11 protein-coding genes are annotated in these 12445 nt (G+C 68.9%); 5 read left to right on the top strand and 6 right to left on the bottom strand.

Translation table 11 applies throughout. From position 1 onward, the window contains the following. Positions 1-53: 53 nt before the first annotated feature. Complete coding sequence (locus tag NS4_RS23410; protein ID WP_063061684.1) at positions 54-548, top strand: polyadenylate-specific 3'-exoribonuclease AS; 495 nt, start codon at positions 54-56, stop codon at positions 546-548. Between the two features lie 70 nt (positions 549-618). On the opposite strand, the gene qcrB is transcribed toward NS4_RS23410, so the two are convergent. The 4 genes from qcrB to ctaE all read right to left on the bottom strand — a co-directional run bounded on the left by qcrB (position 619) and on the right by ctaE (position 5033). After that, the gene (gene qcrB / locus NS4_RS23405) at positions 619-2268 is read right to left on the bottom strand and encodes a cytochrome bc1 complex cytochrome b subunit (RefSeq protein ID WP_063061656.1); all 1650 of its coding nucleotides are present in this window, start codon (positions 2266-2268) and stop codon (positions 619-621) included. Further along, positions 2265-3413 (bottom strand): cytochrome bc1 complex Rieske iron-sulfur subunit, encoded by a 1149-nt coding sequence (gene qcrA / locus NS4_RS23400; protein ID WP_063061683.1) that lies wholly within the window; start codon positions 3411-3413, stop codon positions 2265-2267. The genes qcrB and qcrA overlap by 4 nt, the downstream gene beginning before the upstream one ends. Positions 3414-3439: 26 nt before the next feature. Then, a complete protein-coding gene (qcrC, locus tag NS4_RS23395) occupies positions 3440-4303 on the bottom strand; it encodes a cytochrome bc1 complex diheme cytochrome c subunit (RefSeq protein ID WP_084487632.1) in 864 nt (287 codons plus the stop codon). A 121-nt stretch (positions 4304-4424) separates the two neighbouring features. Then, positions 4425-5033: an aa3-type cytochrome oxidase subunit III gene (ctaE, locus tag NS4_RS23390; RefSeq protein WP_063036538.1), complete on the bottom strand. Its 609-nt coding sequence runs from the start codon at positions 5031-5033 to the stop codon at positions 4425-4427. Between the two features lie 238 nt (positions 5034-5271). Between ctaE and trpD the strand changes: the two genes are divergently transcribed. Further along, positions 5272-6330, top strand: coding sequence for an anthranilate phosphoribosyltransferase (gene trpD / locus NS4_RS23385; RefSeq protein WP_063061654.1), 1059 nt, complete (start codon positions 5272-5274; stop codon positions 6328-6330). 10 nt (positions 6331-6340) lie between these two features. Here trpD and NS4_RS23380 read toward each other — a convergent pair whose 3' ends face one another. Further along, the gene (locus tag NS4_RS23380) at positions 6341-6616 is read right to left on the bottom strand and encodes an Lrp/AsnC family transcriptional regulator (protein WP_030523878.1); all 276 of its coding nucleotides are present in this window, start codon (positions 6614-6616) and stop codon (positions 6341-6343) included. Positions 6617-6688: 72 nt separating this feature from the next. Beyond that, the gene (locus NS4_RS23375) at positions 6689-8485 is read right to left on the bottom strand and encodes a DEDD exonuclease domain-containing protein (protein ID WP_084487631.1); all 1797 of its coding nucleotides are present in this window, start codon (positions 8483-8485) and stop codon (positions 6689-6691) included. Between the two features lie 544 nt (positions 8486-9029). Here NS4_RS23375 and NS4_RS23370 point away from each other — a divergent pair. From NS4_RS23370 to NS4_RS23360, 3 genes are all read left to right on the top strand, one after another. Then, the gene (locus NS4_RS23370) at positions 9030-9605 is read left to right on the top strand and encodes a C40 family peptidase (protein WP_063061653.1); all 576 of its coding nucleotides are present in this window, start codon (positions 9030-9032) and stop codon (positions 9603-9605) included. Between the two features lie 255 nt (positions 9606-9860). After that, entirely contained in the window at positions 9861-10874 is a 1014-nt protein-coding gene (locus NS4_RS23365) for an NlpC/P60 family protein (protein WP_063061652.1), read from the top strand. A gap of 45 nt (positions 10875-10919) precedes the next feature. Next, entirely contained in the window at positions 10920-12044 is a 1125-nt protein-coding gene (locus NS4_RS23360) for a glycosyltransferase family 4 protein (RefSeq protein WP_063061651.1), read from the top strand. Positions 12045-12445 lie beyond the last annotated feature (401 nt).

Raw genomic sequence — 12445 nt, 5'->3', positions numbered from 1 at the left:
ACCGGTCTCGGTAGGCTCACATCACTTGTTCGCTGCCGATGGGAACCCACCTTTTGAGATATTTCTACGATGCGGAGTTCATCGAGGACGGCCGTGTGATCGATCTGGTGTCGATCGCGTTCGTCTGTGAGGACGGGCGCGAGTTCTACGCCGTGTCCTCGGAGTTCGACGCCGGCCGCGCGGGTCCCTGGGTCAGCAGGAATGTACTGCCGAAGCTGCCGCCGGAGACTTCTCCGCTGTGGCGGACCAGAGAGCAGATCCGCGAGGATCTGTACCGCTTCCTGATTCCGCGTCCGACCGTCGCGCCGGAGTTGTGGGCGTGGGTCGGCGCCTACGACCATGTGGTGCTGTGCCAGCTGTGGGGGTCGATGGTGGATCTGCCCTCGGCCATGCCCCGCTACACCAACGAGTTGCGTCAGCACTGGGAGGCGCACGGGCGGCCGGAACTGCCGCCGCCGCCCCGGGACGCCCACGACGCGCTGGCCGACGCACGCCACAATCTCGCCAAATTCGAGGCCATCGAGGCAGCTCGCCGGCTCGCGCGGTAGCGATCGGACCGGGTCCCGCAACGACACAGGCCCCCTGTTGCCAGGGGGCCTGTGTCCGGTCCGGTACGGGTCAGTGCCCGTGCTGCCCGTTGCTGCCGTTCGAGCGGGCTTCCTCCTGCACTCGTTTGAGTACAGCGATCTGCTTGTGCTCTTCTTCCAGCTCGTTCGCGAAATGCTGTTCGCTCTCCCCGCGCGGGTCGGGCCGCAGGAAGCTGCCGGTACCCGGCTGGCCGGCCGAACCCAGCTGGTTCATCTTCTTGGGCACCACGGCGCCCTGGTATTCCAGCGGGAGCGGGTGGCCGTGCGAGTCCACCGGACCCAGCGGCTGGTGCACCTCGATGTACTCGCCGTGCGGCAGGCGCTTGATCACGCCGGTCTCGATACCGTGCTCGAGGACCGCGCGGTCGCTGCGCTGCAGACCGATGCAGAACCGGTAGGCGATGAAGTACGCCACCGGCGGCGCGACGAGCAGGCCGATACGGCCGATCCAGGTGGTCGCGTTCAACGAGATGTCGAACTTGAGCGCCAGGATGTCGTTGACGCAGGACAGCGTGAGCACCACGTAGAAGGCGATGGCCATCGCACCGATCGCGGTACGGACCGGGACGTCACGCGGACGCTGCAGCAGGTTGTGCCGCGCCGTATCGCCGGTCAGCCTCTTCTCGATCCACGGATAGGCGATCAGCACCACGAACACCAGGCCCATGATGAGCGCGACCCAGAACACCGCGGGCACGGTGTAGCGGCCCAGATACAGCTCCCACGGCGGCATCAGACGGGCCAGACCGTCGGTCCACATCATGTAGAAGTCGGGCTGGGAACCGGCCGAGACCTGCGAGGGGTTGTACGGGCCCAGGTTCCAGATCGGGTTGATCTGCAGCACGCCGCCCATGATCGCCACGAAACCGAGGGTGAAGGCGAAGAACGCGCCCTGGTCGGCGGCGAACACCGGGACGATCCGGGAGCCGACCACGTTGTTCTCGGTGCGGCCCGGCCCCGGGAACTGGGTGTGCTTCTGGTACCAGACGATGGCCACGTGCGCCGCGATGAGCGCCAGCATGATGCCCGGGAACAGCAGCACGTGCGCGATGTAGAGGCGCGGGATGATGATCTCGCCGGGGAAGTCCCCGCCGAACATCAACCAGTGCAGCCAGGTACCCACCACCGGGACGCCGATGGTGATACCGGAGAACGCGGCGCGCAGACCGGTGCCCGAGAGCAGGTCGTCGGGCAGCGAGTAGCCGAAGAAGCCCTCGAACATCGCCATGATCAGCAGCAGCGAGCCGATCACCCAGTTCGCCTCACGCGGTTTGCGGAACGCGCCGGTGAAGAAGATCCGGAACAGGTGGATGATGATCGAGGCCGCGAACAGCAGCGCCGCCCAGTGGTGCACCTGCCGGACGAACAGGCCGCCGCGCACCTCGAAGGAGATGTTGAGGGCGGTCTCGTAGGCCCGCGACATGCCGACACCGCGCAGCGGCTGATAGGCGCCGTCGTAGGTCACGTGCGCCATCGACGGGTCGAAGTACAGCGTCAGGTACACACCCGACAGCAGCAGGATGATGAACGCGTACAGCGCGATCTCACCCAGCAGGAACGACCAATGGGTGGGGAACACCTTGTTGATCGATCGCTTCATGAAGGCGGCGGCGCGGTAGCGCTCGTCCACTTCGTTGGCTTGTGCCGCAAGTTTGCGGCCGACAGCCTCTCCAGCACTCATGATCGACGCTCCCAGAAGGCCGGGCCGAGGGGTTCGATGAAGTCACCGTTGGCGACCAGGTACCCCTCTGAGTTTACGGTGATCGGCAACTGCGGCAGCGCTCGGGCAGCAGGACCGAAGATCGGCTTGCCCCATTCGGTCGCGGAGAACTGCGACTGATGGCAGGGGCACAGGATCCGGTTGGTCTGCTGTTCGAACAGCGAGGTCGGGCAGCCGAGGTGGGTGCAGATCTTCGAGTAGGCGAAGTAGTCGCCGAAGTTGAAGCTTTCCTGACCCTTACGTTTGATCGCGTTCTTCGCGTCCTCGGTGCGCAGCCGGATGAGCATCACGGCGTTGCGGATGCCACGCAGCGACTGCAGGGTGGCGTGCTCGTCGCCGCGCCAGGATTCCTTCCACGGGAAGACGGTCTCCATGGCGCCCGCGTCCAGGTCCTCGGGACGCACCAGCACGATGTCCTGCGGACGGCCGGTATCGCGCCGCAGGTAGACGGTTTCGCCCGGGTAATCCGGGGTCCAGCCCGACACCCACAGCGGCGACTTCTCGCGCTGCGCCCACGGGTTCTTCACCATGCCGCCCACGAACACCAGCAGCGCGCCGATGCCGAGGATGCCGACGCCCGCGCCCGCGGTGCGGGTGATGAGCTTGCGACGCCCCAGGGTGGAGGTGTCGAGGGCGTCGCCCAGTTCGGCTGCCAGCGTCCGCCGGTCGACCTCGCTGGACTTACCGTCGTGCCGGTCCTGGACCGACAGCTCCGCGGGAATGAACTTCTTGCGGATCAACACCACCGCGATACCGATGGCCAGAATCGAGATGCCGAAGGTCAGGCCGTAGAGCGGAGTGGTGAGCGAGTACAGGCCGTGCCCACTGTCTGCCTTGCCCCTGTACTCCCAGGGCCAGAACAGGAAGACGCCCACCAGCGCGGCCGCGGCCAATGCGGAGATCGCGAACCACAGCGCGACCTGCCGTTCGGCGCGTTTCTCCGCCCGGGTCCCCGGGACCGGCCAGCGTTCCCGGCGGTAGGCGACCTCCACGCCGTCACGGGCGGTACCGAGCGCGACCAGCTCTTCCCGCGACATCGCGTCCAGTTCGGCCTCGGTCGGATCAGCCGGGGTCGCGGCCGCGGAATGCTTGTCCAGGCCACCCATCTCGTTTTGCTCCTGTTCGCTCATGACTAGGTCCTCGAACCGATCCAGATCGCCGCACCCACGACCGCCACGATGCCGATGGCCCAGATGGCCAACCCCTCGGTGGCGGGACCGAAACCGCCCAGACCCCAGCCGCCGGGCGACTTCGCCTCGGCCGCGTCCTTCACATAGGCGATGATGTCGCGCTTCTCCTCCGCCGAGAGCTGCCGGTCGGAGAATTTCGGCATGTTCTGCGGGCCGGTGACCATCGCGGTCCAGATCTGGGCCTCGGAGGCCGGCTCCAGCGGCGGGGCGAACTTGCCCGAGGACAGTGCGCCGCCGCGCCCGGTGAAGTTGTGGCAGGACGCGCAGTTCATCCGGAAGAGCTCGCTACCGCGGCCGATATCGTCGCCACGCAGCGATTCCTGCGCGATCTCGCCGTTCGCGTCGCGCGGCACCGTCGGGCCACCGCCGTTGGCGGCGACATAGGCGCCGATCGCGTCGGTCTGATGAGCGTCGAACTTCGGGGGCTTACGTTCGGCCTGCGCCTCGTTGCGGACCATCGGCATACGCCCGGAGGACACCTGGAAGTACACGGCCGCCTCGCCCACACCGATCAGGCTGGGGCCGCGGTCGGCCACGCCCTGCAGGTTGGCGCCGTGGCAGGTGACGCAGGAGGTCTCGTACAGCTGCTGACCCTCGCGGATCAATGCCACCGAATCCTCGTTCGCCGTGGCCACCTGGGGCTCGGGGGTGAGCGCCGAGGCGAGGAAACCGGCTCCGACGAGACCCACCATGAGCGCGAGGCCACCCGCTATCCGTCGGCGGACGCGGCGCTGCCTGCGCTTTTTGCTGGCCTCGCCGTGCCCACCGCTGGCGGGCGCTGGCGCTGTCGGGGGCGATGAACTCATCTGTGTCCCTTTGGAGTAGACGGAACCGTGGTGGGCAGTGTTGGCTTGGGCGCCCGAGCTACGCCTGCGTCGTGACGCTGCGCTACCTCCTCCGGCGCTGACGCTCGGACGCCGGCCGGCGTCACTGGACGAAATAGATCACGGCGAACAGCCCGATCCAGACGATGTCGACGAAGTGCCAGTAGTACGAGACGACGATCGCGGCGGTGGCCTGCGCCGGGGTGAACTTGCTCATGGCGGTGCGCGCGAGCAGGAACAGGAACGCGATCAGGCCGCCGATGACGTGCAGGCCGTGGAACCCGGTGGTGATGTAGAACACCGAACCGTAGGAGCTGCCGGAGATGGACGTCCCGTGCTCCACCAGGTGGATGTACTCGTAGCCCTGACCGAGCACGAAGAACAGACCCATGAAGAAGGTGAGGACGTACCAGCGGCGCAACCCGAACACGTCACCGCGCTCGGCCGCGAACACACCCATCTGGCAGGTGAACGAGGAGGCGATCAGTACCGCGGTCACCGGGATGGCCAGGCCGAGGTTCAGCTCGGTCGGCGGCATCGGCCATTCGGGCGCCTGACTTCGCGCGACGAAGTACATCGCGAAGAGGCCGGCGAAGAACATCAGCTCGCTGGACAGCCAGATGATGGTACCGACGCTGACCATGTTGGGCCGGTTCAGCGAATGCACACGCTGGGTTATGGCCGATCCTGAGGTACCTACTGCGGTCGTCACGGGGGTAAGTATGACTCTTCGTAGTACGACAGTCGAAGTCGGGTTCCAAACTTGATCGACCGTGTTGTGATCGACCGGCTCCGTGCGCCTCTCACAGCGGTCCGGCGTGTCGGCCGCTTCCCCGCCGCGAAGGCCCCGCCAACAGCACCGATGACGTCGTGCGGTGTGTCCGGCGGTACGCGGTTTAGGGTGTGCACAACCGTTCGGTCACAGATATCGGTGCGACGAGGAGATTGAGATGAGCGTGCGCAGCTGGCCCCAGATGCTCGGGGCGCTCGCCGACGGACAGGACCTCACCGCGGACGATACGACCTGGGTGATCGACGAGATCTTCACCGACAACTCCACCGCGGCGCAGATCGCCGCGTTCGGGGTGGCGATGAAGATCAAGGGCCCCACCCCCGCGGAGCTGTCCGGTATGGCCCGCGGCATGCTCGGGCACGCCCGGCTGGTGAAGATCGACGGCGACGCGGTGGACATCGTCGGCACCGGCGGCGACCGCTCGGGCTCGGTGAACATCTCCACCATGTCCTCGATCGTGGTCGCGGCGGCCGGCGTACCGGTCGTCAAGCACGGTAACCGGGCCGCGTCGTCCAAGAGCGGTGGCGCGGATGTGCTCGAGGCCCTCGGGGTGAAACTCGCCCTGGGTCCGGAGTCGGTGGCGCGCTGTGTGCGCGAGGTCGGTATCGGATTCTGCTTCGCGCCGCTGTTCCACTCGGGTCTGCGTTTCGCCGGTCCGGCACGCAAACAGATCGGGATCCCGACCGTCTTCAATGTGCTGGGCCCGCTCACCAATCCCGCCCAGCCACGCGCCGGCCTGGTGGGGTGCGCGTTCGAAGACCTCCTGGCGACCATCGCCGGGGTTTTCGCCGAACGTGGCGCCGGTGCGCTGGTGGTGCGCGGCCGCGACGGCCTGGACGAGATCACCACCTCCGATGTCACCGCTGTCTTCGTGGTCGCCGACGGTGTGGTCACCGAAGCGGTGATCGACCCGGCGCGGCTCGGAATCCCCCGGGTCGACCTGGACGAGCTACGCGGCGGCGACGCCGAGGTGAACGCGGGGGTGGCCCGCGACGTGCTGGCGGGCAATCCCGGTGCGGTGCGCGACGCGGTCCTGGTGAACTCCGCCGCCGCCATCACCGCCTACGACCTGTCCCGCGGCGCCGACGCCACGGCCGAACTCGACGATCATCTGGTGGCCGGGATCGAACGTGCGGCCGCCGCGATCGACAGCGGGGCGGCCGCCGCCCTGCTGGACCGCTGGGCGGCGCTCACCCGGACCCTCGGCGACGACTGACCCGCCCGAGTCACTCGCCGATCGAGAAACCGGCCTCGATATCGGCGCGCGAATACGATTTGAACGCGATATGGGTGACCGTGCGCTGGACGCCCGCGACCTTGTCGATCCGCGCGGTGACGACTTCGGCCACCTCCTCGTGGTCGCGGACGCGCACCAGCGCGATCAGGTCGACGTCGCCGGCGCACGAGTACACCTCGGTCACGCCCTCGGTATCGGCCACCGCCTGCGCGGTCTCCGGTATACGCCCGTTGTCGGCCTGGATCAGAACGATGGCGGTAATCATGTGAACAGCCTAGGCATGGTGGCCACGCGGCACGGTCGGCCCATACTGCCCACCGCCCGGCGATCCCGGCACTCAGCCGCGCTGTTCGTCGTAGGACTCCGCGGCGCGGGCCGCGCCCGCGGCGGCGTCGGCGGTCTCGGCCCAGTCGATCCAGCGGCCCGCGCCGCGGGCGGGTTCGGCGTACCCGTCGGTGGTGCGCACGATCCGTACGCCGGGGCGTTCGAGCCAGCGGGCGATCACCGCGACCTCGTCCGGGGACGCACCCAGTAGAGGCGGTAGCCGGAAATCGGCGCCGTCGATGGGCAATTCGCCCGTGACCTGTCCGCCCGGCCGCGGCCCGGTGGGGCGCACGGTCTGCGCCGCGGCGACGATGTGCTCGACCACCGGCATCGGCGGGACGCCGCGCGCGGCGGTGCCCGCACCGGCGAGCCGGCCGTACCGGACCACGGCGAACTCCCAGCCGCCGGCGCCGTCGGGATGCGCGGCGATCAGTTCGGCGGGGCGGGCCACCGCGGCCAGCCGCTGGGTGCGGCGCAGTGCGCGGACGAGAGCCGCGGCCCGGTCCCGCAGCCGGGCGGCCGATTCGTATTGCTCGTTCGCCGCATAGGCCTCGATCCGGGTCAGCAGGGCCCTGATCGCGGAGTCGTCGACTCCGGCGAACAGGGCGCGAGCGGCCGCGGGGGCCGGCGCGTAGGCCGCCGCGGCCCGCGGCTCGGGGGCAGCGGCGGGACAACCGCCGACAGCCTCCGGCGCACAGGTGTGCAGGGCCGTGCGGGACAAACGGGTGGTACAGGTGCGCAGACCGCAGTACTCGGCCAGCGTGGCGGCGACCTCGGCGGCGGCGGCCCTGGCGTGGAAAGGTCCGACCGCCGGGCCCCCGGGTTCACGGACCAGGGTCAGCCGCGGGAACGCCTCGGCGGTGAGCGCGATCCACCAGGCCCGCTTCGGGAACTTGGACCGCCGGTTGTAGGGCGGAGCATGCGCGGCGAGCAGCCGCAGCTCCCGGACACCGGCCTCCAGCCCGTGCGCACACACCACATGGTCGACCCGGGTGGCCAGCCGCACCATCTCCCGGATCCGGCCCCGGGTCTCCGAGCCGGTGAAGTAACTGCGTACCCGCCGGCGCAGATTCACCGCCGTCCCTATATAGAGAACTTCATCCGACGGTCCGCGGAACAAATAGACCCCGGGGGCGACGGGCAGGTCGACCGCGAGTGCGCGTTTGGCCCGCTGCCCGGCGGTGACCTCGGGCAGATAGTCGATCAGTTCGGTGAGGCTGTGTACCCCCTGGTTGCCCACGCGGCCGATCAGCGCGTGCAGTACGTCCACAGTGGCCCGGGCGTCGTCGAGAGCGCGATGGGTCGGGGTGGTGCTCGCGCCGAGCAGCCGGGCCAGCACCCCGAGCCGGACCGACGGCGCCTCGTCGCGGCCGAGCACCCGCCGCGCGAGCCGGACCGTGCACACCACCTGGGCGCGCGGCCAGGACATATCGCAGCGCGCCGCGGCGGCTTTGAGGAACCCAATATCGAATCGGGCGTTGTGCGCGACGAGGACCGCCCCGGCGGCGAACTCCAGAAAGCCGGGCAGCACCGCTTCGATAGGCGGCGCGGCCCGCACCATCGCGGTGGTGATGCCGGTGACCTGCACGACTGCCGGCGGTATCGACCGGCCGGGGTCCACCAGGGTCGCGAATTCGCCGAGTACCTCGCCGCCGCGCACTTTGACCGCTCCGATTTCGGTGATGGCGTCGTCGGCCGGGCTGGTGCCGGTGGTTTCCAGATCCACCACCACGAAGGTCGTGTCGTAGAGCGGAGTGTCGAGCTGGTCGAACGCCAGTTGCCGGGCAGGCAGCGGGGCGGGTTCGGACACGGCGGCAGGCTATCGGCCGGGTACGACAGGTTCGCGATACCGGATCGTTGTGTGTGCTCCGGAGCCGGGCATCAATACGTCCGTATTCCCCGTCGCCGCACCGCTCATCACCAAACTGTGCGCCAGTTCACATTCAATGTTTGTTTGCTATCCAGTTGCCTTATTCGCCACAAAATGGTCGGAGAATCCAAAAGGGCAGGGCCGCAGCGGAGCAAACCGGAACGAACCCCCCGGCGCGGCCACTACCCCCACGCGGACATCTGCCCGGTCGAACTGGGAAAAACGAAAGATCTGGCCACCGGAACCTCCTCGCCGGGAGACGTCCACGCGCCCCTGCCTCATCCACATGTAACCTCGGCGCAATTCGGCTACGCCCTGTGATTTCGCTCGCACAATTTGCCGATGGAAAGCTGCGGGCCGCACGTTTATCGAGACCAAGGGCTTTACAAATGACCGTGATCTGTTCGTAATCTTTTCGAGACCTCGCGGAGTTCGGCGCACCACCGGCGGTGCGACCGGGCGGGGAGATCGGAAGGACCGCATCATGGCGTTCAACACCGTCAAGCGACAGGCACGGCGCGTAGCCGTAACCGGAGCAGTCGGCGCTGCCACCCTGGGCGCATTCCTGCTTCCCGCCGCACCGGCCGCCGCCCAGCCGGTGACCATCGACGGCTTCGGCACCTTCGAAGTGCCCAACGAGCTCCCCCTCCCGGCGGGCATCCCCGGTGTCCAGGTGCCCGGCGCCGCCATCGCGCCGCCGTTCGTCACCCCCACCAAGACCGCGGGCCGACTGGCGCTCGACGCCGCCCTCTCGAAGGTGGGCGCCCCCTACGTCTACGGCGCGGCCGGCCCGAACGCCTTCGACTGCTCCGGGCTCGTGCAGTGGTCCTACAGACAGGCCGGACGCGAACTACCGCGCACCAGCGACGCGCAGCTCGCCTCGGGCACCCCCGTCTCGATGAACGACCTGCAGCCCGGCGACGTGGTGTCGTTCTACGGCGGTGGACACTCCGGCCTGTACGCCGGCGACGGCAATGTCGTGCACGCCTCCACCGCCGGCTCCCCGGTCGCGGTCGCGCCCATCTCGTCCATGCCGGTCGCCGGCGCGCGGCGCTACTGAGCGGCACCGCGGGGTCTCCGGCGCGACCTCCTCGGATCCGGCCACCGGCCGGACGCGGCGAGCGGGGTCGTACTGGACACCCCGCGGGCCCGTCCGTAATCTAATCGAGACCTTTACGGGCTACTTCGCACAGAGCGTCATACGGAGAGCGGGGCACGGCAGGCTGTGGCAGGACACGAACAGCGGCAACGACGTCGGCGGGATCGGCGGCGCGGGCCCGGCCACAAGCGAGACCGCCATCCTGGACGTACCGTTGTGGCGGCCGGTCTCCTGGCGGCGGCCCTCTACGGCGGCGGTCCGGCCGGAGCCGATCCGGCCCCCGCGCCGACCTCCGCGAGTGAAGCGGTCCAGCAGATGATCGACCTGTCGCGGCAGGCCGAACAGCTCAATCAGCAGGCCCTCACCGCGCAGGCCGACCTCGACGCGAAACTGGCCGTCCAGCGCGACGCCGACGCCAAGGTCGCCGCAGCCGGAGCCGCGGTCGATGCCGCTCGCGACGAGGTGGCCCGTTATCGGCCCATGATCGACCGCACCGCCATCGCGGCCTATCAGGGCGCGCGCACCAACCGGCTGTTCTCGGTCCTGGTCAGCGACTCCCCTCAGCAGTTGCTGGACCAGATGTCCACGCTGGACGTGGTCGCCACCCAGACCTCCGACCAGCTCAAGCAGTACAAACGCGCCACCGACGCCGCGACCGCCGCCCAGTCGGCGGCCCGCGCCGCCGCCGATACCGCCCGCGCCGCCACCGATCAGGCCAACGCCGTGCGTGACGACGTCGGCCGCAAACAGACCGATCTGCAGAACGCGGTGGCGCGGGTGATCGAAGTCTGGGGCAGTCTGTCGACCGCGGACCGGACCGCGCTGGCCGGTTCCCCTTTCCCACCCGGCTTCGACCGCGACAGCCTGCTGCGCGACCTGGTACCGGGTAGCGGCACCAGTGCCCTGGCCGCCGGGCTCACCCGCGTCGGCGACCCCTATGTATGGGGCGCCACCGGACCCGACCAATTCGACTGCTCAGGCCTGGTGCAGTGGGCGTTCAAGCAGGTCGGCAAGGACGTGCCGCGCACCAGTTCGGCGCAGGCCGCCTACGGCACCCCCGTCGGCCGCGACGAACTGCAACCCGGCGATGTCGTGTTCTTCTACGACGACATCTCCCACGTCGGCATCTACGCCGGAAACGGTCTCATGCTGCACGCGTCGACCTTCGGCGTCCCGGTGGCCGTGGCCCCCATGGATTCCACGCCCTATCACTCCGCCCGGCGCTACTGACACCCGGAGCGACACCGCCGACAGCGCGCCAATACTGTGGGTCGCATGGCTCGAACTCTGCTGGTTACCAATGATTTCCCGCCGCGGCCGGGCGGTATCCAGTCGTATCTGCAGGCGCTGGCCGGGCAGCTGCCGTCGGACGATCTGGTGGTCTACGCACCTCGGTGGCGCGGGGACAGCCACACCCGATTCGACGCACAACAGTCCTTCCAGGTGGTTCGCCACCCCACGACCCTCATGCTGCCCACCCCCGCGGTGCTGCGCCGCGCCCGAAAGGTCCTGCGCGCCGAGGGCTGCGAATCGGTGTGGTTCGGCGCGGCCGCACCGCTGGCCCTGCTCGCCGCGCCGCTGCGGCGCGCCGGCGCCCACCGGATCCTGGCCAGCACCCACGGCCACGAGGTCGGCTGGTCGATGTTGCCGGCCGCCCGGCAGGCACTGCGGATCATCGGGGACCACACCGATGTCGTCACCTACGTGAGCAAATACACGCGCCGCAGGTTCGCCGCCGCGTTCGGGCCCGACGCCGCCCTCGAATACCTGCCGCCGGGCGTGGACACCGAAACCTTCCGTCCCGATCCGGCCGCCCGGGCCGAACTGCGCAAACGCTACGGTCTCGGCGACCGGCCCACCGTGCTGTGCCTGTCGCGGCTGGTCCCGCGCAAAGGTCAGGACGTACTGCTGGTCGCCATGCACCGGATCAAGGAACGGATCCCGGGCGCGGTCCTGGTGATCGCCGGCAGCGGCCCCTACGAAGACCGGCTGCGCGGCTTCGCCGACGCCCTCGGCCTCGCCGACGACGTGGTGTTCACCGGCCGGGTGCCCGCGGCCGAACTCGCCGCCCACCACACTCTCGCCGATGTTTTCGCCATGCCCGCCCGCACCCGCGGCGCCGGCCTCGATGTGGAAGGTCTCGGCATCGTCTACCTGGAGGCCTCCGCCACCGGCGTCCCCGTGGTGGCCGGAACCTCCGGTGGTGCCCCGGAAACGGTGCTGGACGGAAAAACCGGGCGAGTGGTGGACGGCCGCCGCGCCGACCACGTCGCCGACGCGATCGCCGATATCCTCGCCGACCGCGACGCGGCCGCCGAAATGGGTGCTGCCGGAAGGGCATTCGTCGAACGCCAATGGCGCTGGGACACCCTCGGAGCCCGCCTGCGGCAACTGTTGTGAGCTGTGTTTTTTGGCGCGCCTTCGGCGCGCGGGGTCGAGGCCCCCTCGGTCCCGCCGTTCAGGCCTCGAGACTCGAGCCTTCGGCTCATGCGCTTTCGAGGCCTGAACGGCGGGACGGGCCTCGACCCTTTATAGGCCTCGTAAGACAGTGAGGATGGGTGTGGCTCCGCAACGCTGGTGTCCTGACCCGTCGTAAGACTGACTGTGTTGTCTTGGCCGAGATCTGTCGGACGCCTGGTGGTTGCGGGGCCACTGCACTCACCGGGCGTGGTGGTCGTGACTTCACAGGAGCCTCGGCACCGAGAGCCGCTGCTATTCGTGTAGGCGATCGGACGCCAGGCCACCCGGGCGGTCGAGTCGACATCCGATCAGGACATCGAATGCCGACGCAACCCGAATGC

The organism is Nocardia sienata NBRC 100364, from assembly GCF_001613205.1.
Classification (GTDB): Bacteria; Actinomycetota; Actinomycetes; order Mycobacteriales; family Mycobacteriaceae; genus Nocardia; species Nocardia sienata.
Note: the sequence above shows the minus strand (reverse complement) of the source record. Positions and strands in the feature narration are given on the sequence as shown.

Coding starts and splice junctions, on each gene's coding strand:
- NS4_RS23380 (WP_030523878.1), bottom strand. CDS start 6,616: ATGATTACCGCCATCGTTCTGATCCAGGCCGACAACGGGCGTATACCG.
- trpD (WP_063061654.1), top strand. CDS start 5,272: ATGAGCGTGCGCAGCTGGCCCCAGATGCTCGGGGCGCTCGCCGACGGA.
- NS4_RS23370 (WP_063061653.1), top strand. CDS start 9,030: ATGGCGTTCAACACCGTCAAGCGACAGGCACGGCGCGTAGCCGTAACC.
- qcrC (WP_084487632.1), bottom strand. CDS start 4,303: ATGAGTTCATCGCCCCCGACAGCGCCAGCGCCCGCCAGCGGTGGGCAC.
- qcrA (WP_063061683.1), bottom strand. CDS start 3,413: ATGGGTGGCCTGGACAAGCATTCCGCGGCCGCGACCCCGGCTGATCCG.
- NS4_RS23360 (WP_063061651.1), top strand. CDS start 10,920: ATGGCTCGAACTCTGCTGGTTACCAATGATTTCCCGCCGCGGCCGGGC.
- qcrB (WP_063061656.1), bottom strand. CDS start 2,268: ATGAGTGCTGGAGAGGCTGTCGGCCGCAAACTTGCGGCACAAGCCAAC.